Source organism: Blautia sp. HCP3S3_G3 (assembly GCF_052063365.1).
Taxonomy (GTDB): domain Bacteria; phylum Bacillota; class Clostridia; order Lachnospirales; family Lachnospiraceae; genus Blautia_A.
The window spans coordinates 361,652-383,540 of record NZ_JBQHXR010000001.1; the positions used below are offsets into that span (position 1 = coordinate 361,652).

Here is a 21,889-nt window from a genome sequence, read left to right on the forward strand (position 1 = left end):
ATTTCATGTCAAAAATTCCAGTGAATCGTGATGGGGATTTTCTCTGTACCGGAGATACGTCTTTCTACTTCTATATAGTCAATTGTTGTTTCGATGAGTTCCCGATTCAGGTCTTTGAATTGTGTGTATGGTTCCAATTTGTGAAGGGAAGAGTTCTTTGCCGGCTCCTCTGTTTTTTCATTTATCTGCAGCCCAGATAAGGCGTTTCGGGTATCGGAGAGAAGTATTTCCAGGCGATTTTTATCATCGGAAAAATCATGGGAAAATGATAAGAATTCGCTTTCTGTAATAATACCTCTGACTTTGTCCAGATATAAATTCTGAAGGGCTGTCTGGTACTCAGATATTTTATTTAGGTACATGGAAATATTGGTTTCCAGCTGTTTTTTTTGTCTGGAAATATCGGGGGTGTATAGCTGTTTAATGGAGGATAGTTGTGCGGCTAATTCATTTTTATCAAGATATTCTCTGGCGAATTGATTGAATTCTGTGATCACTGTCTGCTTTAAAATTTCCACGGAAATAAAAGCACCGGTACAGGACTCTTTTGCTATATGATGATTGGGACACTGCAGGTAATATCTGTTGTGGCTTTGGGAAGAGCGCATGATATATCCACAGTATGCACACCGGACTTTTCCGGCAAACAGACCGGTTTTTCCGTTGGAAAAGGGTTTGGTTCGCTTGCGGAGAAGGCTTTGTACCTGGTTCCAGAGATTCTGGTCTATAATCGGTTCGTGGGTGTTTTTGACACGGTACCACTCACTTTGGGGACGTGGTCTGTTCTGCTTGGTTTTGTAAGAAATGCTCCCGTATTTTCCCTGTACCATATTGCCGATATACATTTCATTCTGAAGCATATGAGCGATGGCAGAGTATTTCCACAAGGTACTGTTTGGGGTTCGGGGCTGCCAGTAGTGAAGACCATGCAGTCGTTTGTATTCGGTCGGATTCGGGATGTGACGCTCATTCAGAAGCCGTGCGATGGCTGTTTTTCCGTATCCCTGCGAAAACAGAGTAAAGACCTCACGTACTACAGAAGCAGCTTCTTCATCAATGAGAAGATGCCCTTTCCGGTCCGGATCTTTTTGGTAGCCATACAGGGCAAAAGCTCCGATATGCTGTCCTTTTTTTCTCTTGTCGGTCAGGACGCTCCGGATGTTGTCCGACATATCTTCCAGATACCATTCGTTGACCAGACCGTTGATCTGCCGGGATTTTTTGTTTCCTTTGTTGGAGGTGTCTGCATGGTCAACAATACTGATAAAACGGATTCCCCACAGCGGAAATAATCCGTGAATGTATTTTTCTACCAGCTCCAGTTCGCGGGTAAAACGGGACTGGGTTTTGCAGAGAATGATGTCAAATTTCCTATTTTCCGCATCTTTCAGCAGGCGGTTGAATTCCGGACGTTTCCGGTCGGAACCGGTATAATCGTCATCGCTGTAGATATCATAGATCGCCCAGCCCTGCTCATGGGCAAAGCTAACCAGCATGGATTTCTGATTCTGAATACTTTCGCTGTCGCTGGTTTCGGACGATTTGTTCCGGTCTTCTTCCGATAAGCGGCAGTAGATGGCTGCTGTTTGATGAAGGGAGGGGTCAGTCATGCGGTTTCTCCCTGGGACAAGCTGGTTGTTTTATATGTTTGTTTTTTTCTGACAGAGGAATCAGAGAGAGCCACAGTTGTGTAAAGGATTCTTTGGAAGGAGTGTTTCCGCCGCTTTTGAAAACATTCTTGCAGATGATCCGGGTTTGCTTTCTGCCCATAAAACGCCTTCCTTTTTGGGGTTATGAAAATGTATGCGGGAGTGCCTGTACCATATGTGTGATCATGAACAGTGTGAAGTAACACATAGGAAAAGGAAACATCGGGAATTTTCAATTTTTACTGGATATCCCGGAAATTATCTGATATAATAAACATATCGATGAAATTTGAAAAGAAAATAGTTGAATCGTTCTGAATGACAAGGATTTCCTCATCACAAAGCCGATTGCATGATTCAGGCAGCTGCCTGGGTTTTGTTTGTGTATGAATCCTTCTGCATTTGGAGCGGGAGGATTTTTTTTATATTAAAGTGTTCCGCATTTTCCTGTAATATAAAAAAGCCCTCCGGGCAGGATTCTTTCTTGTACAAAAAATAAGAGATGAATTTGTTGTTTTTGTGCAGAAAATAACGATTCATTTATTAAAAGAGATACGTATTTGTTGTCTAATGGAGGAAACAGCAATGGAAACAAGAGTTGCAGTCATTGGAATTATTCTGGAAAAGCCGGATTCCGTAGAAAAAATGAATGCGGTAATTCATGAGTATTCGGAATACATTGTAGGAAGAATGGGGATTCCTTACCGCCAGAAGGGAATCAATATCATCAGTATTGCAGTGGATGCACCGCAGGATATCATCAGTGCTTTTTCAGGAAAAATCGGTCGTATTGAAGGTGTTACTGCGAAGGCTGCATATTCGAATTATATATTTAAGGAATAAGCGGTCTTTAAAACAATTGTGAGGTACACGCTGTGATTAAGAAAATTCATCAATTCCTGAAACCATGGTATGTGATTATTCTGCTTTTCATTCTGTGGTGGGTGGTTTCAGTGCTGGAAATCTGGAATACATATTTGCTTCCCACACCATGGAAAGTGGGAGCCACTTTTTTGAAAATGCTGCAGAAAGGCGAGATTTTTGAGGCGATTCTGGTAAGCTTTAAGCGTGTTTTGACCGGATTTTTTATATCATTCGCACTGGCTTTTTTTATGGGAATGCTATCTGCATACCTGCCCGGACATGCGGCATATCTGAAGCATGTCAGTAATTTTCTGCGGAATGTTCCGCCGCTTTCCATGATCTCTTTGCTGATTTTATGGTTTGGTCTTGGAGAAACTTCCAAGCTGATCATCATTGTCCTTGCCTCCTTTTTTCCAATGACAATGAATATCAGCAAGGGATTTGTGGAATGTGACAGGCGACTGATTGAGGTGGGAAAATCAATGGGATTTTCCAGATGGAAGCTGTTTTTTCGTATCATCCTGCCTTATGCGAAAGAAGATATTCTGGTTGGAATGCGTATCGGATTGGGATATAGCTGGCGGGCGCTGATTGGCGCGGAAATGTTTGCGGCAGCATCAGGACTGGGCCATATGATCGTGTTTGCACAGCAGATGTCGCGGTCAGATAAAGTCCTGATCGGTATTTTCCTGATCGGGATTATCGGCTGCGTCTGTGATAAGCTGTTTTCTGTATTTATCCGTAAAGTTTGTGTAGGCGGTGAGAAAAATGGGTCATGATATTCAGCTTCAAAAGATAGAAAAATCGTTTCTGGTGGAAGGACAGCGTCTGGAGGTTCTGAAAGATTTTAACCTGACAGTTCCCCATCATGCCATAACGGTAATTTTGGGAAAAAGCGGGTGCGGAAAGACAACGCTTCTTCGGATTATTGGTGGGCTGGATCAGGATTTTCAGGGTACGGTTACTTATCCGGAGAAGTCAAAAACTGCGATTGTCTTTCAGGAACCGCGCCTGATGCCATGGCTAACCGTATGGAAAAATATCGTTTTCGGATTGAAAAAAAAGGAAATCAGGGAAGAGAAAATCAGAGAACTGATTGACCTGACAGGCTTGTCCGGATTTGAACATGCACTGCCATCACAGCTGTCCGGAGGTATGGGACAGCGCACGGCAATTGCAAGAGCTCTGGCTGTTTCACCGGAGTTTCTTCTGATGGATGAGCCATTTGCAGCACTGGATTATTTTACCAGAAGCAGTATGCAGCAGGCGCTTCTGGATATTCACAAAAAGAATGACTGTGGAGTGCTTTTTATCACGCACAGTATTGAGGAAGCACTGACGATTGGTGATCATATCGTGGTTATTGATCAAAAAAAAGTGAAGAAAGTTTATCATCTGAAAGAGAAGCCGGAACAGAGAAATCTTCTGGCAGGAGAGATGGCTGATCTTAAAGAGGATATTCTTCAAAATATCAATTCATAAAAAGGAGATATGCAAATGAAAGCGAAAAAAACAATGTCACTCTTACTTACGGCAGCAATTACACTGTCTTCCCTGACAATGAGCTCTCCGTCGATGGTTATGGCGGAAGAACTGGATTCTATAGCTGTAACCTATGTTACCTCCCCATTGAATGTTCCGTCTATTGTGGAAAAAAATCACAGTATTTTTGCGGAAAATATGAAGGATCTGGGAATTGAATCCGTAGAATATTCAGATCTGACTTCCGGTGCTGACCAGACACAGGCACTTGCATCCGGAGATATTCAGTTCCTGTATGCAGTAGGTGCAACGTCTGTTATTTTATCAGCAGCAAACGGTGCAGATATTAAGATTATTTCCATGTACAGCCGGTCTCCGAAGGCCTTCTGTCTGTTCTCCAATGATGAGAGCATTGCATCCCCGGCAGACCTGAAAGGGAAAACCATTGCAGGCCCGCAGGGAACCATTCTTCATGAGCTTCTGGTTGCATATCTGGCATCCGGAGATATGACGATTGATGATGTAAACTTTGTAAATACCACGATTCCGGATGCGATGGCAGCATTAAGCGGCGGAAGCGCAGACTGTGCACTTCTGGCAGGGGCAGCAGCCTATAATACTGCTTCCGGTGGTGCGCATCTGGTAACAAACGGGGAGGGTCTTGTAGAAGCAACGATTGCCTGTGCAACGACCAACAAGTTTTATACAGAGCATCAGGATGTAGTGGATAAATTCCTGGAAGCACAGAAAGAAGTACTGGATTATATGGATGAAAATCCGGATGAAGCAATGGAAGAGGCAGCGGAATTTCTGGATCTTGAAGTAGATGCAGTCAAAGAAATGTATGAATACTATGACTTTGATATGACGATTAAAGATTCCGATATTGAAGCGATGAAATCTACCATGGAATTCATGTTGGATACAGAAATGATCGAAGAAGAAGTGGATATTGAGGAACTCGTGATTCGCTGATGGTATGTTGGATGGTCTGACAAAATTGTAGATAAATTGATGTTTTGCTGAAAGAAAAGATGCAGGGAAGCTCGGTAAATTGCTGAAGTTTTCCTGCATCTTTTCGATTTACCAGAGCAATTTTCAAACACACTCTAGCTGTGGACATGTCTGTAGAAAACTGTGTTTTTCAGTCATATCTGCAGGAATGTATGATTTGGGGTCTGGGCGTATAGAATGTATGATTTTGGGTCTGGGCTTATTGACGTTTTTCACCGAAATGTGTATGATAAAATCGTTGTATATTAAGAAGAGAGAATCCGGCATCAGCCGCAGGGGAATATCATGATTTTTCTATATGAAAATGCAAAAAACGGATATAAGATAACAAGAGTTTTCGGGCAGAGTGAGGTTGTGGAAATTCCGGAGTTTATCAGGGAAATCCCAGTCACAGAACTTGGTGATTATACATTTTCGGACAGGATGGACCGGAAAGATTTTGAAAAAATGCTGTTGCATGGGAATTTGTGCCATGAAGACGGAACAAAGGTAGAATCGGCAGCTCATCTGCCGGAAATCGCAGGAGAACGTCTTCAGGAACTGAAGCTTCCGCAGGGGCTTACGAAGATCGGAAGATATGTATTTTATAATTGCCGTAATCTGCAGAGACTAAGCTTTGGCGGAAATCTTACAGATATCGGGGCAGGCGCGCTGACCGGATGTCACAAAATCAATCAGATTGAAGTAGAAATCGGGGAAGAGGGAAGCTCTTCTTTACGGGAAATTCTGACGGAACTGCCGGAAGAATTGTGTGTGGATATCATAAAAAACGGGGAAACAGGGCGCTTCTGGTTTCCGGAATTTTTTGAAGAGGGTGTGGAAAATACACCGGCAAGAATTCTTGAAAATCATGTACATGGAAGCGGAATTCGATACAGGAACTGTTTTGTCCATAAAAAACTCCATGTTCTGGAATACGATCGTCTTTTTGAATATGCAAAAGCCTGGGAGAATGAAAAACTGGTGATTTCCCTGGCTCTGGACCGGATTTTGCATCCCATGGAATTGTGTGAGGATGCCCGAATCCGTTATGTTCATTATCTGAAAGAACAGATTCAGCCAGCCGTAAGTCTGCTTGCCGGGAGAAAAGAATATGCGTTTATCAGAACAATTCTTAGGGAAACAGAGCCATCCGGCGAGACTGCCGGGGAGCTTTTGGACCGGGCAGGACAGCAGGGAGATGCCGAACTGGTCAGCATCCTTATGGATTATCTTCATCGACATACAAAGAAACAGAGAAAGGTATTTGAACTGTGAAAGAGATTAGAAGCCCCATACAGGAACTACAGAAAAAAGAGGAAGAGAGACTGGATATCTGTCGGGATATCCTGAAAAATGCGAGAAATGAACTGTATGCTTCCATGCGTTTTATGGATGTCGCACTGGCTTCCCTGAAGCCAGAACCATCGTTTCAGACAGGGACGCTCGGTACGGATGGCGAATTTCTATATTTTGAACCGGACTGGCTTATTCAGGCGTTTCTGAACCGGAAAACAATGATCAACAGGCTGTATCTTCATGAACTGCTCCACTGCCTTTTCTGTCATGTGTGGAATGGAAAAAATCGAAATTCCAGGTTATGGAATCTGGCATCTGATATAGCTGTGGAATCAATCATTGATGAACTTTATCAAAAAGCAGTGTATCTGCGTCCGGGCAGTTTTCGCCGGGAAATCTATCTGGAACTGCGAGCATACAAAAAGATACTGACAGCAGAAGTGATTTACCGCATTCTGGAAAATACACCGCAGGAACCGGGGAAAATTGCCAGAATGGAGCAGGAATTCCGTCTTGATGATCACAGCCGCTGGGAAGATGGAAAGACAAGAAACGGGACACCGAACCGGCAGAAGCAATGGGAAGATATGCGTCAGAAAATGCAGACAGAAATGGAGACAATTTCCAAAGAAGCAGCTTCTGAGTCAGGAAGTCTTCTGGAACAGCTGCAGATTGAAAACCGGCAGAGATATGATTACAAAGCCTTTCTCCGAAAGTTTTCCGTACTCAAAGAAGAGATGAAAGTGGATATGGATGCCTTTGACTATATCTTTTATCATTACGGTCTTGAGACTTATGGGAATATGCCTCTGATTGAGCCTCTGGAAACAAAAGAAATGAAAAAAATCGAAGATTTTGTGATTGTCGTGGATACTTCCATGTCCTGTAAAGGAGATCTGATCCGGCATTTTCTGGAAGAAACATATGGAGTTCTTTCGGAATCTGAGAGCTTTTTCCGACAGATCAACGTTCATATTATTCAGTGTGATGACCGGATTCAGGAGGATGTTGTGATCCATAACAGCAGGGAAATGGAAACGTATCTTGCCGGATTTACGGTGAAAGGTTTTGGAGGTACGGATTTCCGTCCACCTTTTGAATATGTGGAACAGCTTCGCCATGCAGGGGCTTTTACAAAGCTTCGGGGACTTATTTATTTTACGGATGGATATGGTCTTTTTCCTGTAAAGATGCCGCCCTATGATACTGCTTTCATCTTTATGAAAGATGATTACCGGGATGTGGATGTACCGCCCTGGGCGATAAAACTGATCATTGATCCGGAAGAACTTGGAGAGGAAGAGAGGACAGCAGAAGACTATGAATATTAAACGTGCAAAACAGGAACTGATTGATACGGTAGAGGCATATCTTTTAAAAGATGAGTACGGAGAATACGTGATTCCGAAGATCCGCCAGAGACCTGTTTTGCTTCTGGGAGCCCCGGGAATCGGAAAAACGCAGATTATGGAACAGGTGGCCAGGGAATGTCAGGTGGGGCTGGTGGCATATACAATTACGCATCATACGAGACAGAGTGCAATTGGCCTGCCGTTTATTTCTCATAAACGCTATGACGGAAAAGAATATGCAGTTACAGAGTATACCATGAGCGAAATTGTTGCCAGTATTTATAATAAAATTGAAGAAACAGGGCTGAAAGAGGGAATTCTGTTTATTGATGAGATCAATTGTGTTTCCGAGACCCTTGCACCGGCCATGCTGCAGTTCCTTCAGTGTAAGACATTTGGAAACCATGAGATCCCGGAAGGATGGATCATTGTGGCAGCAGGAAATCCTCCGGAATATAATAAATCGGTTCGTGAATTTGATGTGGTCACTATGGACCGCGTGAAAAAGATTGAGGTGGAACCGGATTTTCAGGTATGGAAAGCGTATGCGTATCAGGAGAACATTCATCCCTGTATTCTGTCGTATCTGAACCTTCGTACAGGGTTCTTTTATAAGATGGAGACAACGGTGGACGGCAGACAGTTTGCAACTCCCCGAGGCTGGGAAGATCTGTCGCGGATGATTTCTGTATATGAAAAACTTGGAAAAGATGTCACGGCAGATGTTGTGATCCAGTATATCCAGCATCCGAAAGTGGCGGGGGATTTTGCCGGATATTATGAACTGTATCGGAAGTATGAAGCGGATTATCAGATTGATGAGATCCTTCAGGGAAAAAGCTTTGAAGGAATGATCAAAAAAATCGCCCATGCATCCTTTGATGAGCGCATGAGTGTAGTGAATCTTCTGTTCTCCGGAGTGGGACAATTCATTCGAAAAGCCGTTCAGATGGAAGAAATTATGGAGAAGGTTTTTGAGACTCTGAAGATGATTCGGGAAGTAATCGATGGAAGTAAAGAGCCGGAAATGATTATCGGACAGCATATCGAATTACTGCGTGAGGAGTGGGAAAAACGACGTACTGCGGAGCTTCTGAATCGCCGGGAAGACCGCTGTTATCGCAGGGCTCTGGATGTATTGAACAAATATAAAAATAAAGTGGCGGAAGCGGGAAATGCAGATGGCAGAAGCGCTTTTGAGATTATGAAACAGGAATTTTCCATGGATCGAAGAGCACTCGACATCCTGTTTGACCAGGCAGGAAATGTTCTGGAAAATACGTTCGATTTCATGGAAACAGCATTTCTGAACAGCCAGGAAATGGTTGTATTTATTGCGGATCTGAATACAGATTTTTACAGTATCCGGTTCCTGCAGGAATATGAATGCGAACGATATTATCAGTATAATAAAGAGATGCTTTTTGAAGATGTGAGTACGGAAATCCGGAAAAGAATTGAAGCTTTGTAAGAAAATAACTATGTACTGGAGGGTGAGGAAACAATGAATATGGAAGTATTTCGAGGCGTGATGATTCCGTTTATGGGAACTGCGCTGGGAGCAGCCTGTGTGCTGTTTATGAAAGGAAAACTGAATGTATCGGTACAGAGAGCGCTGACAGGATTTGCAGCCGGAGTAATGGTGGCGGCATCTGTCTGGAGTCTTCTGATTCCGGCTATGGAACAGGCAGAAACAATGGGAAGCTGGGCGTTTGTTCCGGCGGTTGCCGGTGTGTGGCTGGGAGTGCTGTTTTTGCTTTTGCTGGACCGGATTATTCCGCATTTACACCAGAGCAGTGAGGAGCCGGAAGGACCAAAATCGAGTCTAAAAAAAACAACCATGCTGGTACTGGCTGTTACCCTTCACAATATTCCGGAAGGTATGGCAGTCGGTGTTTTATATGCCGGATGGATGGCAGGAAATGATACGATCACAATGGCGGGAGCACTTGCATTATCCATTGGAATCGCGATTCAGAACTTCCCGGAGGGAGCGATTATCTCCATGCCTCTTCGGGCAGAAGGAATGAGTAAGCAGAAGGCTTTTTTACATGGAGCACTGTCTGGAATCGTAGAGCCGGTGGCTGCACTTCTTACAATGTGGGGTGCGAGTCTGATCGTTCCGATTCTTCCGTATCTTCTCAGTTTTGCAGCCGGTGCGATGCTGTATGTAGTAGTGGAAGAACTGATTCCGGAAATGTCAGTAGGGCATCATTCCAATCTGGGAACCGTCTTTTTTACTGTCGGTTTTACAGTGATGCTGGCGCTGGATGTGGCACTCGGGTAAGGATGTTTCTGGTTGATAACAACATAACATACAGACTGCATCGGGAGGCATAATTATAAGGGCGTGAGAAATAAAAAAAGGAGCAGGATGCAGATGTCTGGAATGAATGTTCAAACACGCTTTAAGAAAAAAAGATAGATATGTAAAAGAAAACAGGGTGAAATATATGGCAGAAAATAAGATAGGAAGTATGAGCGAAAATATGGCGGAAAATAAGACGGAAAATTCCACAGGAAATATGACAGATAAGATGGCAGAAATTAAGCCGTATGAACATAAAGTTCAGTATTATGAGACGGATCAGATGGGCATTGTACATCATTCCAACTATATCCGGTGGTTTGAGGAAGCGCGCACATACGTGCTGGAAGAGATAGGATTTGGCTACCGGGAGATGGAAGAATGCGGAGTAATGAGTCCTGTTCTGGAGGCAAATGCGGAGTACAAAACCATGACTCATTATTCAGACAGGGTACTGATTGATACGAAGGTAGTTGCTTATAATGGCATCCGGCTTCAGCTTGCTTATACAGTCAGAGACAAAGAAACAGGAGAAGTGCGCTGTACCGGATACACAAGACATTGTTTCCTAACTCCGGAGGGCAGACCGCTTTCCTTAAAACGTTCTTATCCGGAAATCCACAGGATTTTTGAAGGTTTGATGGAAATTTCCGATAAATTGTGACACACATCTGTCGGAAAGCAAGTTTCAAACACACTCTGGGAAAGTTTCAAGCACACTTTGGGAAAGTTTCAAACACACTCTGAGAAATATCAAACACTCTCCGGGAAATGTGCTGTCAAACGCACTTTGTGAAAATGTGCTTGACATTTTGTCCAGTCGTGGTAAAGTAGTTAATCAAATAATCATTTACAGGGGTGCTGGTGAAGACCGGCTGAGATAGATACCGTATTCGTATCGGACCCTACAACCTGATCTGGGTAATGCCAGCGGAGGGATGAGCGTCAGAAGCTCTGTAATGGATGAATCAGCTCCCGCGGTATCTGCCTTGCAGGAGCTTTTTTATTGTATGGAACAGGAACTGTTCTGCATTTTCCTGCGATATAAAAAGCCCTCCGGGCAGTGTTTTTTTCGCGGGCAAAGAAAAGGAGGAAACAAAATGAACGCAAGTGTAGCAATTCAGGTACTTCCTGAAGCAAAAGATGATGAAGAACTGATCCGTGTGGTAGATGAGGTGATTGCCTACATCAAAAGCACAGGGCTGAACTGTTATGTGGGACCTTTTGAGACTGCAATTGAAGGAGATTATGATGAATTGATGGACATCGTAAAAGAATGCCAGCACATCGCAATCAAAGCAGGAGCTCCTTCTGTAGCAGCTTATATCAAAGTCACCTATCGTCCGGAAGGAGAGGTGCTCACCATTGAGAAAAAAGTTTCAAAGCATCACCTCGAAGATTAATACGATTGCTGCGATTCTGATTCTCCTGATAATCTGGCAGACGGTATCGGCTCTTGGAATTGTTCCGGGCTACATGCTTCCGTCTCCGGTACAGGTAGTAAAAGCATTTATCCAGGAGTTTCCGCTTCTGATGGAAAATGCAAAAGTCACCCTTCTGGAAGCGTTTATCGGACTTGCCTGCGGTGTTTCATTTGGTTTTGTTATGGCAGTTCTGATGGACAGGTTTGAGGTGCTTTATAAGGCATTTTATCCGCTTGTCGTGCTGACTCAGACGATTCCGACAGTGGCTGTGGCACCGCTTCTGGTATTATGGTTCGGTTATGAAATGCTGCCGAAAATCATTCTGATCGTAATTGCCACATTCTTCCCTGTTACGGTGGGAGTTTTGGATGGATTCCGGAGTGCAGATAAGGATACCATGAATCTGCTGCGTTCCATGGGAGCTTCGGAATTTCAGATTTTCCGTTATGTGAAACTTCCGGGGTCTATGGGACAGTTTTTTGCAAGCCTTCGGATCTCCGTTGCATATTCTGTCGTAGGTGCGGTGATTTCTGAGTGGCTTGGTGGATTTTCAGGACTGGGAGTTTATATGACCAGGGTTAAAAAGGCATTTTCCTTTGACAAAATGTTCGCAGTAATTTTTTTAATTTCACTGATCAGTCTGCTTCTGATGAAGCTGGTGGATTTTTTACAGAAAAAATGTATGCCATGGGAGGATACAAAAAATGAATAAAAAGAAAATAATGGCAGCAGGAATGGCTGCAGCAATGACCGTTTCCATGATGAGTGCAGTTCCGGTTTATGCGGAAGAAGCAGAGACCGAGAAAATCACATTTGTTCTGGACTGGACTCCGAATACGAATCATACAGGACTCTATGTGGCTGAGAGTCAGGGATTTTTTGAAGAACAGGGCCTGGAAGTAGAAATTGTCCAGCCGCCGGAAGATGGTGCAGATGCTCTGGTAGCATCCGGAAAGGCACAGTTCGGTGTTTCTTTCCAGGATACGATGGCGCCTGGGGTGGCAGGGGAAAATGTTCTTCCGACTACTGCTGTAGCTGCATTGATCCAGCATAATACCTCAGGAATTGTATCGCGAAAAGGAGAGGGAATGGATACTCCCAGGGGAATGGAAGGAAAGAAATATGCGACCTGGGACAGTCCTGTGGAAAAAGCAATGATTCAGAACGTAGTAGAAGAGGACGGCGGTGATTACAGCAAGGTAGAAATGATTCCAAGTACTGTTACCGATGAAGTTTCCGCACTGCAGTCAAAATCTGTGGATGCTATCTGGATTTTCTACGGATGGGCAGGCGTTAAGATGGAACTGGAAGGTCTGGAGACAGATTATTTTGCATTTAAAGATATTAACCCGGTATTTGACTATTATACACCTGTTGTAATCGCAAATAATGATTTCCTTGCCAGTGAACCGGAAACTGCAAAGAAGTTCCTGACAGCACTGAGAGATGGATATGAATATGCAATCGAAAATCCGGAAGAAGCTGCAGAAATTCTCTGTGAAGCTGCTCCTGAGCTTGATCAGGAGCTTACTGTGGCAAGTCAGAATTATCTGTCAGAACAGTATAAAGCTGAGGTAGAACAGTGGGGATATATTGATCCGGAAAGATGGAACGGTTTTTATCAGTGGCTGAATGAGAATGAACTGGTAGAAGATGAAATTCCGGAGAATACCGGATTTTCCAATGATTACCTTCCGGAATAATCTCGAATCAGAAAGGTTTTGAGAGATGTCAGAACTAATCGTAAAAAATGTCAGCAAATCCTTTGACGGCAGGAAAATCATACAGAATGTCAATGTGACTCTTCATGAGGGAGAACTGGTATGTCTTTTGGGTGTGAGCGGCGGGGGGAAAACCACGCTGTTTAATGTGATTTCAGGGCTAACGATACCTGATGAAGGACAGGTATTCCTTGATGGTGAAGAAATTACAGGAAAACCGGGAAAAATCAGTTATATGCTCCAGAAAGATCTGCTTCTTCCATATCGTACAATTGAGGATAATGTGGCGCTTCCCCTGGTTATTAAGGGAATGAGCAAAAAAGAAGCAAGAAAACAGGCAGCTCCCTATTTTGCGGAGTTTGGTCTGGAAGGTACGGAAAAAAAGTATCCACGCCAGCTTTCCGGCGGTATGCGTCAGAGAGCTGCTCTGATGCGTACCTACATGTTTTCCAGAAATGTGGCACTTCTGGATGAACCTTTTTCTGCGCTGGATACTATTACAAAGAGCAGTATGCATACCTGGTATCTGAATATTATGGAGCAGATTCATCTGTCTACACTGTTTATTACTCATGATATTGATGAGGCGATTCTTCTGTCAGACCGGATTTATCTGCTTACAGGCAAACCTGGAGAAATCACACAGGAAATTGTGATCAGAGAGCCAAAACCCCGCAGAGCAGACTTTAATCTGACGGAAGAATTCCTGCAGTATAAGAGACTGATACTGGAAAAAATCGGATAAGTTTCGGAAAAGATGAATCCGGTAATTTTAAATCCTGACTGAGAAGACAAGTTCTTTCTGGTCAGGATTTTTTGTTTTTACAGGAACGCACCATCTGCTGCAAGATTTTCAAACAAATCGGTAATCGGATCTCCTTTGCTCTGGAATTCGCAGGCATTAAAGGGAACTCCTCCTGCAGCCTGCGGCCAGATGCCTACGGTATGGTCGATATAATATGGACCAAAACCGGATTTCTCAATTTCTTCCATGGAAAGATTCCTGGTAAGCTGGTGAACGATGGTGGAGACCAGCTCGAGGTGAGCAAGTTCTTCTGTACCTACATCGTTGAGTACTGCCGAAGCCATACGGTTTGGCATGGTAAATCGCTGGGAAAGGTAACGCATGGAAGCGCCAATTTCTCCATCCGGTCCCCCTTATCCCCGTAACCTATCGCATGGACTGGCAGCAGAGAAAAGCAAAGGAACAGCCATTTGCGGATAGTATTTCCGGGGAAGATTTGGTATACTAAATACAACAAAAATTTCCCCGGAGGAATAGATTTATGAGTATCTTTGATATTTTGGGACCGATTATGGTAGGTCCGTCCAGTTCCCACACGGCGGGGGCTGTGCGGATCGGATATATTACAAGGGTTCTGCTGGGAAGCCCGGTGGCAGAAGCGAAGATCGGACTTCACGGCTCTTTTGCGGCCACAGGAAGAGGACATGGAACGGATCGGGCACTGATGGCAGGTCTTCTGGGAATGCAGCCGGACGATATGCGTATTCCCGGGAGTTTTGAAGAAGCGGAAAAAGAACATGTAAAGTTTTCTTTTCATGATATGCAGATTTCCGGTGCGCATCCCAATACTGCCTTTCTGGAGGTAAGAGGAACCAGCGGCAAGGAGCTGAAGGTGCAGGCTTCTTCCCTTGGAGGCGGAAGAGTTATGCTGAATAAACTGGATGGAATTGAGGTAAACTGTGCCTGTGAGAGTCCGACTCTGATCGTCCGCAATCAGGACAAGCCTGGATATGTGGCAGAAGTTACCACGCTTCTGACCCAGCATTCCGTAAACATAGCAACGCTGAACCTTCACCGTGACAAAAAAGGCGGAAATGCAGTTATGGTGATCGAGTCGGATCAGCCGATTCCTGCAGATGTTATGGAACGGCTGGAAGCAATGGAAGGTATTTTAAAAGTGACCTATCTTATGAGCAGGGAGGAAGCATAAATGGCATATCAGTCTTTGCAGGAAATTGTAGAAACAGGAAACAGCCGAAGTATTCCTTTTTGGAAAGTGATTCTTCTGGATGATATGAATGATCGGTCTGTGACAGAAGAAGAGTCTGTGGACACCATGAAAAAAATGTGGAGCGCTATGCTGGAGGCCAGTGATCAGTACGAAGGAACAATGCTTTCCAAGAGCCGTCTTGTGGGCGGGATGGGAGCGCAGATGGAAACATACAGGACAAGTCAGGAACCGCTCTGCGGAGATTTTATGGCAAAAGTAATCTCTCAGGCACTTCAGATGGGAGAGTCCAATGCGTGCATGAAAAGAATTGTGGCGGCACCTACTGCAGGGGCATGCGGTGTTCTTCCGGCTGTGCTGATTCCTCTTTACAGAGAAAAAAAGATTCCGGATGAAAAGGTTCTGGAGGCACTTTATACGGCAGCAGGAATCGGCCAGGTGATCGCTGCCCGTGCCTTTATCGCCGGGGCAGCAGGCGGCTGTCAGGCGGAGATCGGGGCAGCTTCTTCTATGGCAGCGGGAGCACTGGTGCACCTTCGCGGAGGAGATTCCAGTCAGATCATTCAGGCAGCGGCAATGGCTTTGAAGAATCTTCTGGGACTTGTCTGTGATCCGGTCGCAGGGCTGGTGGAAGTACCCTGCGTGAAACGTAATGTGATCGGGGCAGTCAATGCGCTTTCCTGTGCGGATATGGCTCTTGCAGGAATTACTAGCCGCATTCCGCCGGATCAGGTAATCGATGCTATGAAAGAAATCGGAGAGTCCATGCATGTTTCTCTTCGGGAAACCGGAGAAGGAGGCGTGGCCAACACACCGGCAGCGAGAGAAATCGCGCAGAGACTCGGAATGTAAGTAGGATGGGAATCGCAGCTTGTCAGGAACTGTATAAGTGAAAAGTGAGGGTATTCGTTTTTTTATCATAAATGATTTCTTCAACAACAGATCGGATGAAGGTTCCTTTTATTTCGTAAGAAATATCATCATCTTTGAGAATGTCATATACGGTGCGGACTTTTGACAAATAGTGATCTTTGGTTACTTTTGGAGGTTCTTCTTTTTGTGCAATTTCTGCCAGGAGCGATTCCAGACGTTTCCGTTCTTCGAGAAGGCGGGTTTTGTTTTCTTTATATTCTTCCAGAGAATCCACTCCGGATTCGTAAGCATATCTGATGCGCTGTTCGCGTTGAGACAGCTTCTCCAGTTCTATTTGATAATACGTTTCTTCACAAGTTTCCTCATCTGATTCGGGAGGAATATAAGAAAACGTGAATTCTGCTCCGTTCAGGATTTTTTCAAAATATTCCAGCACACCGGAGATCAGATTCTTTTCAGATATGCCGGAGCTTTCTTTATGCATTCCTTTGGAATATTTCCAGCATTGAAAAAAAGGATACCTGCAGTGATTATATGACAGGCTGGAACCGCAGACAGAACATTTTACCAGCCCGGAAAGCCAATGCCTGCAGGTGGATACACTTCTTCGTTTTTGAGGCCTGAATGTTTCTGTGTAGGTGTTTTGGGCTTCCCGGAACAGCTCTTCGGAGATAAATGTCTCATGGGTCCCTTGTGTTTTGATCCCATTCCATTCCAGCTCTCCGATGTAAAATCGATTTTGCAGTATATAAGCGATATTGCGCTTTTCAAACAGGCTTCCGCGTTTGGTGCGGATTCCCATGTCGTTGAGCTGTCTGGCGATTGCAGTTGGTTCCTTGTGATAGTGGCAGTACTGTTCAAATATATATTTTACCGTACGTGCTTCATCCGGATCCACGACAAACGGATTTCCTCCGCCTACAGCTTTGTATCCCAATGGAGGAGCAGCCTGGTATCCGCCGCGCATGGCTTTTTCGGTCATTCCACGGACAACCTCTCCGGACAGATTGATGGAATAGTACTCATCCATCCATTCAATGATGCGCTCGATCAGACTGCCGAATGGACCGTCAATCAGTGGCTCTGTGATGCTGACTACATCCACATTGCACTGTTTGCGGAGCATGGATTTGTACACGATGGATTCTTCCTGGTTCCTGGCGAAACGGCTGAACTTCCAGAGAAGGATCATGTTGAAGGGGGAAGGCCTGGACTTGGCCAGAGAAATCATGCGCTGAAATTTCGGACGTTTGTCAGCTTTTCGTCCGGAAATGCCATTTTCCATAAAAATATGCTCCGGCTTGACCAGAATTTTATTCTTCTTTGCATAATCCAGCAGAAGACGTTTCTGGGCATCGGGAGATAACTCCTCCTGTTTGTCAGTAGACACCCTGATATAAAGTGCTCCGGTGCGGTAATCGGGGACAGAAGATTGTTTTGGCATAATATCACCCTTTCATTTTATGAAATTTTGGGTATAAAAAATACACCCTGTTCATTTGGAAGGATGTATGGTATAATACTGGTGTTGAAGTAGTGTGACCATGCATCCTTTGGGTTGACAGGTTACATCTATGTAAAGCCGTTCCTGTTGGCGCAGGGGCGGTTTTTCTTTATTTGAGTAAATCTGAGATTATTATCTGCAGATCACCATAGATTCCAACTACCACAGGTTGGTCAAAAGGAATGATCATGGGAGCTGCGTCTTCTTCATAACGGTAAACAGTAGTGCGCTCTTTTGCTGGATCTACGATCCAGTATTCTCGAACTCCGGATTCTGCATATTTGGCATTTTTTATATTGTAATCCATCCGGCGGCTGCTCGGCGACACTACTTCAACAATGAAATCTGGCGCTCCATTGCATCTGTGATCTGTTATTTTACTTTTATCGCAGATGATACTGATATCTGGCTCCACATAAGTTTCGTCGTTTGCAGTGAGGTTCACGGCGAATGGAGCGGGGATGACATCACAGAATCCACCTTTTGATTTGATATGGTTTGAGAAAATTACAGTGAAGGCACTTATTAATTTCTGATGCACATAGCTTGGCGGTGCCATATCATAAAGCCGGCCGTCGATCAGTTCTGCACGCTGGCCTTCCGGAAGGTTCCAGTAGTCTTCGGATGTATAGGTTTTGTCCTTTGGTAATGGCATGGTATCACGTCCTTTCTGTATAGAGTATTGGCTTGGTAGCTATTTTCATAACAGCAAAATACGGAATAAAGTAAATGATATAGTTATCTAATTTTACAAATTCACCATATTTTGATTTATAACAATCAATGGCTTCTTTCAGATACTCTTCTGCGAAATCCAGATATTCAGCCATTTCATATAAGTTCCGTGCACCGGATTCATAAGAGTTAATAATTCCCATTAATCCGACTTTTAGATTGTATCCGTATAATCTGGCACGGTATTCCTGCTTGCGGTTCATAGTGTCGGATTGATCAAGAATATCACCTGAAGAAGTATAGTAGTGTCCGAGCTCTTCTGCCAGAACGCAGGATTTTTCTACGGTCGTATCAATGCCTGAACGGATGGCTATACGATTTTTATATATTCGCCCATCACTTCCGGTCAGGGGCTTTTCCATTACGGTCAGCCCCTCATTGTCTGCGGTATCTAATAGTTCTTCGTAGGTCAAAAAATCACTCCCATTCAGAATCATCCATCATGATGTCATCATCATGTTTTCTCATATCTTCAGTTACTTCTATATCAGTACGTTCATGGGCGGCGGCAAGCAGGGAACTTGATTTTAAAATTAGTTTCTGAAGCATCTTTCGACAGAATTCTTCTGATTGCTCTACCAATGAACTGTATTCATCGGGAGTAATTTTGATAGAAGTAATTCCATTTGAGAGAATATATCTTTCTTCATCACTAGACCATTCATATGTCCATCCTAATCCACGTAATTGATAATAGAGAGCATTAATTTTGTCCTCAAATTGTTGAGATTCTTTATCCCATTCTTTTTTTTCCCATCCCATTAATTGTGTAGGTGTAGTATCTAGAGCTTTTGCAAAAGCTATTATTTTACTACGAGTAAGATCAACTTCGCCTTTTTCAATTTTTGCGATAGAAGATCGGCTCGTATATCCTGTTAGTTTCGCAAGTTCATCTTGAGATAATCCTTTTTGTTCGCGCAATTCTTTTATATTTTTGTATAATTCTATCATTTGGGTGTCACCTCCTGGGAACACTATAACATATATGTGAAAAAAATTCAACAATATTATAAAAAAGTGTTGACACAAGTTCATCATAATGCCATATTGAAGAAGTGAATTAAATTCAACAAGAAAGGAATGACTATTTAAATGAATGATATTTTTAACGAAGTATTCAGTACACCAGATACCAGCAAACAGACACCGATTGAGATTGCCCTTGGTGTAGATGAACAGGGAATGACAACAGCTACAAAGTTGTATGGATTTTTGGAACTGAATCCAAGTAATTATTCAAAGTGGTTTAAGAAAAACATTATCGAGAATCAGTTCGCAGAGGAAAATGTTGATTATTTCCGGTTCGTACTGAAGTACGAGTCGGGAGATAACTTTAGTAAGGAACGTCAGGATGCACGCCTTACCGCTAGCTTCGCAAAGAAGCTTTCTATGATGCAGAAAAACCAGAAAGGTGAAGCTGCTAGAAACTATTTCGTAGGAATTGAAAATGGTGCAAAGAAACTGACTAGGGAAAAAGTATATGAAACAAAAGCCACATCTCTTGGCGAGATAGCTTCATTCAACAAGGAAATGGACAAGCGAATGGAGAAACAGGGATCGGCGCCATGGAAGATTTGTGAAGCGTTCAAAATGGTATCGGAACAGTTTGGCATTCGACTCCCAGATGACTTTGTAAAGATTCCAGAATATGAGCAGATTAGCTTTCTGGAATAGATTCAAGCACATGTTTCGATGTTCCAGTAGAGTATTTTGCGGAGTGAGGAGGTGGGAAGCATGGAATTTGGAAGCATTATGATGAACAATGGAGAGATTTTTGATGGAAAAAAGATTGGAGAATTTACCGAATTTATTATCAATAAGTTCTCCGAAGAAGGATTGTCCTACGATGAGTCGACGATCGTTTTGAAAAAGGCCAAAGATACATTGGGAGAATATTGCTTTGTTTCAAAGCATGGAGCGAAGAGAAAAGGAGATTCAGAGTATACCACAAATGACAGAGGCGACATGTCGTTTGATAAAACGATGGATAATGATATAGGAATCCGTTCGTTAGAGGTAGATCTTGATAAGGGAATTTTGATGATTAACGGGAAGAATGTAACGGAACCCGTGATGACAACTCTTACGGGGCCAGATGGGTGGCCATTATGCAAATTGTTTAATGCGAATCTGGAAACTGGTCATCCGGAAGAGTGCGATAAATTAGAAATAAACTACGAAGAATACAGAGGGAGATGAAGTTATGGAATTCTTCTGCTTAGCTTGTTGTTTTGTTGGTACGAGCCTACTCATATCATCAATTGTTGTTAGTGCTGTAAGTGAAAACAGAACATTATACAAAAGCTTATTATTAATTGGCGAAATAATAGCGTTTTTTGGATATGCACCTGTATTTTTAAAACTCTTTTGAGAGTAAACGGATGCATCGTTCATATAATTTATCTGTTGATTTTGAGGCACCGTCCTGAAGAACAATATTAGCAAGTGAGAAAAGAGAACGCCGAACAGATCTGCGTTTGCAGACAGCGGCTAATTTAAAAGATGATTTATAAAAAGCCAAGGCAAATCCTTCTTTATCATTGCCATATTGACACTTGGAATATGAATCGGAAAAACTTTCACAAAGTTTCAAGCGTTCTTCGATAGTGTGGTTCATTTTTGAGATTTTATAGTCCTTAACAGAAATGATAAGAGTGGTAATAGTTGGAGCGATAATGGCAGCCAACGCGGTAATGTACGAGGCTAAAACTGTAAAATCGTTATCCATAGAAAACCCTTTCTTCTTAATGTACTCGGCATGGCAGTGCCTGTACTTAGATTATAGGAGATTCAGAACAAAATAACAATACTACCGTAAACGGGAGTAACCGGTACAAACAGTTGGTCATATCATATCGGGAGGTGATTTGATGCAATTAAATATAGTAAGCATGGTGAAAATCAACGGGCAGTGGGTCGGACAGGAAAAGATTCCAGAGGAAAGATTTGCTGAGATGGTTGCTATAGCAATGAATAGAGCAGGGAAGGCGATTGGAACAAAAGTACAGAAGACCGCCAGCTAAGGCGGGAAGGAGGGACAAGCCTTGAAAAGAGATTTAATCGACAGCCTGATGGCCGGATGGATCCTGAGTTACATGCCAATCTGGGAAGTAACTACGGTACAGAAGATTGTGATTGCATTTGGCTCATCTATTTTATGTTACATGTTCATGCTGTTTTTCAAAAAGGAGAAAACCAATGAGGAAGAAGACCGTTGACGCACTGATCGAGATGGGAGTTCCGGCTAATTTATCCGGATTCCATTATATCTGTGACGCGATAGAGTTTTATGCCCAGGATGAATCCTATATTTTATCCGGGACCACAGCTCTGTATAAGAAAATTGCCGAAATGCACGATACGACCTGGACAAGGGTGGAGAGATGCATAAGAACGGCTTTTGAGAAAGCAACTACATATGGAAACTTGGATTCACTGAATAAGTACATGACTGCAGCACAGAAGCCGACAAATGGAAATCTGCTCGCATGCCTGTATCTGAAAGTGAAGGATTGGGGGTGAAAAAAATGCACACTTACATAATTATCAAAGAAGATTTCTTCACCGGGATCCGCGGAAAAAGAAAGAAAACGATCTGCAAGAACCAGACATTAAAAGTCGGAGTCCTGTACATGCATCTCGGAAACGGATTAAAAGGATGCTGGAGAGTCCTGGAAGAAAAAAATGAGCCCCAGGGCGGCAACCCGTAAGG

The 21,889-nt window shown here is 43.4% G+C and carries 28 protein-coding genes, 1 pseudogene and 1 riboswitch; of the genes and pseudogenes, 22 read left to right on the plus strand and 7 right to left on the minus strand.

Features of this window, described 5'->3' with window-relative positions; all coding sequences use genetic code 11:
- Positions 1–8: 8 nt before the first annotated feature.
- Entirely contained in the window at positions 9–1,610 is a 1,602-nt protein-coding gene (locus ACTNEW_RS01565) for a recombinase family protein (protein WP_441057105.1), read from the minus strand.
- A gap of 624 nt (positions 1,611–2,234) precedes the next feature.
- On the opposite strand from ACTNEW_RS01565, the gene ACTNEW_RS01570 reads away from it, so the two are divergent.
- The 14 genes from ACTNEW_RS01570 to ACTNEW_RS01635 all read left to right on the plus strand — a co-directional run bounded on the left by ACTNEW_RS01570 (position 2,235) and on the right by ACTNEW_RS01635 (position 13,837).
- Entirely contained in the window at positions 2,235–2,492 is a 258-nt protein-coding gene (locus tag ACTNEW_RS01570; RefSeq protein WP_441057107.1) for a TM1266 family iron-only hydrogenase system putative regulator, read from the plus strand.
- Between the two features lie 32 nt (positions 2,493–2,524).
- Entirely contained in the window at positions 2,525–3,292 is a 768-nt protein-coding gene (locus tag ACTNEW_RS01575) for an ABC transporter permease (protein WP_441057109.1), read from the plus strand.
- Positions 3,282–3,995, plus strand: a complete 714-nt coding sequence (locus ACTNEW_RS01580) for an ABC transporter ATP-binding protein (protein WP_441057111.1) — start codon at positions 3,282–3,284, stop codon at positions 3,993–3,995. Before ACTNEW_RS01575 ends, ACTNEW_RS01580 begins: the two co-directional genes overlap by 11 nt.
- A gap of 15 nt (positions 3,996–4,010) precedes the next feature.
- A complete protein-coding gene (locus tag ACTNEW_RS01585; RefSeq protein WP_441057113.1) occupies positions 4,011–4,970 on the plus strand; it encodes an ABC transporter substrate-binding protein in 960 nt (319 codons plus the stop codon).
- Positions 4,971–5,294: 324 nt separating this feature from the next.
- Complete coding sequence (locus ACTNEW_RS01590) at positions 5,295–6,266, plus strand: leucine-rich repeat protein (RefSeq protein WP_441057115.1); 972 nt, start codon at positions 5,295–5,297, stop codon at positions 6,264–6,266.
- Positions 6,263–7,618 (plus strand): vWA domain-containing protein, encoded by a 1,356-nt coding sequence (locus tag ACTNEW_RS01595; RefSeq protein ID WP_441057117.1) that lies wholly within the window; start codon positions 6,263–6,265, stop codon positions 7,616–7,618. Before ACTNEW_RS01590 ends, ACTNEW_RS01595 begins: the two co-directional genes overlap by 4 nt.
- A complete protein-coding gene (locus ACTNEW_RS01600) occupies positions 7,608–9,110 on the plus strand; it encodes an ATP-binding protein (RefSeq protein ID WP_441057119.1) in 1,503 nt (500 codons plus the stop codon). Before ACTNEW_RS01595 ends, ACTNEW_RS01600 begins: the two co-directional genes overlap by 11 nt.
- Positions 9,111–9,143: 33 nt before the next feature.
- On the plus strand, positions 9,144–9,926 hold the full coding sequence (locus ACTNEW_RS01605; RefSeq protein ID WP_441057121.1) for a ZIP family metal transporter: 783 nt from the start codon (positions 9,144–9,146) through the stop codon (positions 9,924–9,926).
- Positions 9,927–10,176: 250 nt separating this feature from the next.
- Entirely contained in the window at positions 10,177–10,611 is a 435-nt protein-coding gene (locus ACTNEW_RS01610; RefSeq protein WP_441058080.1) for an acyl-CoA thioesterase, read from the plus strand.
- 7 nt (positions 10,612–10,618) lie between these two features.
- The gene (locus ACTNEW_RS01615) at positions 10,619–10,831 is read left to right on the plus strand and encodes a hypothetical protein (protein ID WP_441058082.1); all 213 of its coding nucleotides are present in this window, start codon (positions 10,619–10,621) and stop codon (positions 10,829–10,831) included.
- Positions 10,792–10,903, plus strand: a riboswitch (TPP riboswitch). It overlaps the preceding gene by 40 nt.
- Positions 10,904–11,047: 144 nt before the next feature.
- Positions 11,048–11,350, plus strand: coding sequence for a thiamine-binding protein (locus ACTNEW_RS01620; RefSeq protein ID WP_441057123.1), 303 nt, complete (start codon positions 11,048–11,050; stop codon positions 11,348–11,350).
- Complete coding sequence (locus ACTNEW_RS01625; RefSeq protein WP_441057125.1) at positions 11,313–12,083, plus strand: ABC transporter permease; 771 nt, start codon at positions 11,313–11,315, stop codon at positions 12,081–12,083. Before ACTNEW_RS01620 ends, ACTNEW_RS01625 begins: the two co-directional genes overlap by 38 nt.
- A 34-nt stretch (positions 12,084–12,117) precedes the next feature.
- The gene (locus ACTNEW_RS01630; RefSeq protein WP_441058084.1) at positions 12,118–13,074 is read left to right on the plus strand and encodes an ABC transporter substrate-binding protein; all 957 of its coding nucleotides are present in this window, start codon (positions 12,118–12,120) and stop codon (positions 13,072–13,074) included.
- Between the two features lie 25 nt (positions 13,075–13,099).
- Entirely contained in the window at positions 13,100–13,837 is a 738-nt protein-coding gene (locus ACTNEW_RS01635) for an ABC transporter ATP-binding protein (protein ID WP_441057127.1), read from the plus strand.
- Positions 13,838–13,929: 92 nt separating this feature from the next.
- Here the strand turns inward: ACTNEW_RS01635 and ACTNEW_RS01640 are convergent.
- Positions 13,930–14,250: pseudogene (locus tag ACTNEW_RS01640) on the minus strand (manganese catalase family protein); the annotation flags it as partial.
- Between the two features lie 128 nt (positions 14,251–14,378).
- On the opposite strand from ACTNEW_RS01640, the gene sdaAB reads away from it, so the two are divergent.
- Positions 14,379–15,047, plus strand: a complete 669-nt coding sequence (gene sdaAB, locus ACTNEW_RS01645) for an L-serine ammonia-lyase, iron-sulfur-dependent subunit beta (protein WP_441057129.1) — start codon at positions 14,379–14,381, stop codon at positions 15,045–15,047.
- Positions 15,048–15,917, plus strand: coding sequence for an L-serine ammonia-lyase, iron-sulfur-dependent, subunit alpha (sdaAA, locus tag ACTNEW_RS01650; protein WP_441057131.1), 870 nt, complete (start codon positions 15,048–15,050; stop codon positions 15,915–15,917). It abuts the gene before it with no gap.
- 22 nt (positions 15,918–15,939) lie between these two features.
- On the opposite strand, the gene ACTNEW_RS01655 is transcribed toward sdaAA, so the two are convergent.
- The 4 genes from ACTNEW_RS01655 to ACTNEW_RS01670 all read right to left on the minus strand — a co-directional run bounded on the left by ACTNEW_RS01655 (position 15,940) and on the right by ACTNEW_RS01670 (position 19,128).
- Positions 15,940–17,382 carry a recombinase family protein gene (locus ACTNEW_RS01655; protein WP_441057133.1) on the minus strand — a complete coding sequence of 481 codons (1,443 nt, stop codon included), beginning with the start codon at positions 17,380–17,382 and terminating at the stop codon, positions 15,940–15,942.
- 169 nt (positions 17,383–17,551) lie between these two features.
- Positions 17,552–18,097 carry a Uma2 family endonuclease gene (locus ACTNEW_RS01660; RefSeq protein ID WP_441057135.1) on the minus strand — a complete coding sequence of 182 codons (546 nt, stop codon included), beginning with the start codon at positions 18,095–18,097 and terminating at the stop codon, positions 17,552–17,554.
- Between the two features lie 4 nt (positions 18,098–18,101).
- Positions 18,102–18,590, minus strand: coding sequence for a hypothetical protein (locus ACTNEW_RS01665; RefSeq protein ID WP_441057137.1), 489 nt, complete (start codon positions 18,588–18,590; stop codon positions 18,102–18,104).
- A gap of 4 nt (positions 18,591–18,594) precedes the next feature.
- Positions 18,595–19,128, minus strand: coding sequence for a helix-turn-helix domain-containing protein (locus tag ACTNEW_RS01670; protein WP_441057139.1), 534 nt, complete (start codon positions 19,126–19,128; stop codon positions 18,595–18,597).
- Between the two features lie 141 nt (positions 19,129–19,269).
- On the opposite strand from ACTNEW_RS01670, the gene ACTNEW_RS01675 reads away from it, so the two are divergent.
- Together ACTNEW_RS01675 and ACTNEW_RS01680 are read left to right on the plus strand one after the other, a co-directional pair.
- Positions 19,270–19,851, plus strand: coding sequence for an antA/AntB antirepressor family protein (locus ACTNEW_RS01675; RefSeq protein ID WP_441057141.1), 582 nt, complete (start codon positions 19,270–19,272; stop codon positions 19,849–19,851).
- Between the two features lie 60 nt (positions 19,852–19,911).
- Positions 19,912–20,376 carry a hypothetical protein gene (locus ACTNEW_RS01680; protein WP_441057143.1) on the plus strand — a complete coding sequence of 155 codons (465 nt, stop codon included), beginning with the start codon at positions 19,912–19,914 and terminating at the stop codon, positions 20,374–20,376.
- A gap of 157 nt (positions 20,377–20,533) precedes the next feature.
- Here the strand turns inward: ACTNEW_RS01680 and ACTNEW_RS01685 are convergent, their stop codons facing one another.
- Positions 20,534–20,905: a hypothetical protein gene (locus tag ACTNEW_RS01685; protein WP_441057145.1), complete on the minus strand. Its 372-nt coding sequence runs from the start codon at positions 20,903–20,905 to the stop codon at positions 20,534–20,536.
- 142 nt (positions 20,906–21,047) lie between these two features.
- Here ACTNEW_RS01685 and ACTNEW_RS01690 point away from each other — a divergent pair, with 142 nt between their 5' ends.
- Genes ACTNEW_RS01690 through ACTNEW_RS01705 form a run of 4 tightly spaced genes read left to right on the plus strand, consistent with a single transcriptional unit; the run spans position 21,048 to position 21,887 of the window.
- Complete coding sequence (locus ACTNEW_RS01690; protein ID WP_441057147.1) at positions 21,048–21,200, plus strand: hypothetical protein; 153 nt, start codon at positions 21,048–21,050, stop codon at positions 21,198–21,200.
- 21 nt (positions 21,201–21,221) lie between these two features.
- On the plus strand, positions 21,222–21,395 hold the full coding sequence (locus ACTNEW_RS01695; RefSeq protein WP_441057149.1) for a hypothetical protein: 174 nt from the start codon (positions 21,222–21,224) through the stop codon (positions 21,393–21,395).
- Positions 21,376–21,699: a sporulation initiation factor Spo0A C-terminal domain-containing protein gene (locus tag ACTNEW_RS01700; RefSeq protein WP_441057151.1), complete on the plus strand. Its 324-nt coding sequence runs from the start codon at positions 21,376–21,378 to the stop codon at positions 21,697–21,699. Before ACTNEW_RS01695 ends, ACTNEW_RS01700 begins: the two co-directional genes overlap by 20 nt.
- Positions 21,700–21,704: 5 nt before the next feature.
- Positions 21,705–21,887, plus strand: coding sequence for a hypothetical protein (locus ACTNEW_RS01705; RefSeq protein ID WP_441057153.1), 183 nt, complete (start codon positions 21,705–21,707; stop codon positions 21,885–21,887).
- Positions 21,888–21,889: the final 2 nt, after the last annotated feature.

What these genes read in the sequence shown, in the direction of transcription:
- ACTNEW_RS01590 (WP_441057115.1), top strand. Translation starts at nt 5,295, where the DNA reads ATGATTTTTCTATATGAAAATGCAAAAAACGGATATAAGATAACAAGA.
- ACTNEW_RS01705 (WP_441057153.1), top strand. Translation starts at nt 21,705, where the DNA reads ATGCACACTTACATAATTATCAAAGAAGATTTCTTCACCGGGATCCGC.
- sdaAA (WP_441057131.1), top strand. Translation starts at nt 15,048, where the DNA reads ATGGCATATCAGTCTTTGCAGGAAATTGTAGAAACAGGAAACAGCCGA.
- ACTNEW_RS01600 (WP_441057119.1), top strand. Translation starts at nt 7,608, where the DNA reads ATGAATATTAAACGTGCAAAACAGGAACTGATTGATACGGTAGAGGCA.
- ACTNEW_RS01565 (WP_441057105.1), bottom strand. Translation starts at nt 1,610, where the DNA reads ATGACTGACCCCTCCCTTCATCAAACAGCAGCCATCTACTGCCGCTTA.
- ACTNEW_RS01675 (WP_441057141.1), top strand. Translation starts at nt 19,270, where the DNA reads ATGAATGATATTTTTAACGAAGTATTCAGTACACCAGATACCAGCAAA.
- ACTNEW_RS01580 (WP_441057111.1), top strand. Translation starts at nt 3,282, where the DNA reads ATGGGTCATGATATTCAGCTTCAAAAGATAGAAAAATCGTTTCTGGTG.
- ACTNEW_RS01585 (WP_441057113.1), top strand. Translation starts at nt 4,011, where the DNA reads ATGAAAGCGAAAAAAACAATGTCACTCTTACTTACGGCAGCAATTACA.
- ACTNEW_RS01680 (WP_441057143.1), top strand. Translation starts at nt 19,912, where the DNA reads ATGGAATTTGGAAGCATTATGATGAACAATGGAGAGATTTTTGATGGA.
- ACTNEW_RS01660 (WP_441057135.1), bottom strand. Translation starts at nt 18,097, where the DNA reads ATGCCATTACCAAAGGACAAAACCTATACATCCGAAGACTACTGGAAC.
- ACTNEW_RS01630 (WP_441058084.1), top strand. Translation starts at nt 12,118, where the DNA reads ATGACCGTTTCCATGATGAGTGCAGTTCCGGTTTATGCGGAAGAAGCA.
- ACTNEW_RS01620 (WP_441057123.1), top strand. Translation starts at nt 11,048, where the DNA reads ATGAACGCAAGTGTAGCAATTCAGGTACTTCCTGAAGCAAAAGATGAT.
- ACTNEW_RS01690 (WP_441057147.1), top strand. Translation starts at nt 21,048, where the DNA reads ATGCAATTAAATATAGTAAGCATGGTGAAAATCAACGGGCAGTGGGTC.
- ACTNEW_RS01685 (WP_441057145.1), bottom strand. Translation starts at nt 20,905, where the DNA reads ATGGATAACGATTTTACAGTTTTAGCCTCGTACATTACCGCGTTGGCT.
- sdaAB (WP_441057129.1), top strand. Translation starts at nt 14,379, where the DNA reads ATGAGTATCTTTGATATTTTGGGACCGATTATGGTAGGTCCGTCCAGT.
- ACTNEW_RS01700 (WP_441057151.1), top strand. Translation starts at nt 21,376, where the DNA reads ATGAGGAAGAAGACCGTTGACGCACTGATCGAGATGGGAGTTCCGGCT.
- ACTNEW_RS01670 (WP_441057139.1), bottom strand. Translation starts at nt 19,128, where the DNA reads ATGATAGAATTATACAAAAATATAAAAGAATTGCGCGAACAAAAAGGA.
- ACTNEW_RS01635 (WP_441057127.1), top strand. Translation starts at nt 13,100, where the DNA reads ATGTCAGAACTAATCGTAAAAAATGTCAGCAAATCCTTTGACGGCAGG.
- ACTNEW_RS01605 (WP_441057121.1), top strand. Translation starts at nt 9,144, where the DNA reads ATGAATATGGAAGTATTTCGAGGCGTGATGATTCCGTTTATGGGAACT.
- ACTNEW_RS01610 (WP_441058080.1), top strand. Translation starts at nt 10,177, where the DNA reads ATGGCAGAAATTAAGCCGTATGAACATAAAGTTCAGTATTATGAGACG.
- ACTNEW_RS01655 (WP_441057133.1), bottom strand. Translation starts at nt 17,382, where the DNA reads ATGCCAAAACAATCTTCTGTCCCCGATTACCGCACCGGAGCACTTTAT.
- ACTNEW_RS01570 (WP_441057107.1), top strand. Translation starts at nt 2,235, where the DNA reads ATGGAAACAAGAGTTGCAGTCATTGGAATTATTCTGGAAAAGCCGGAT.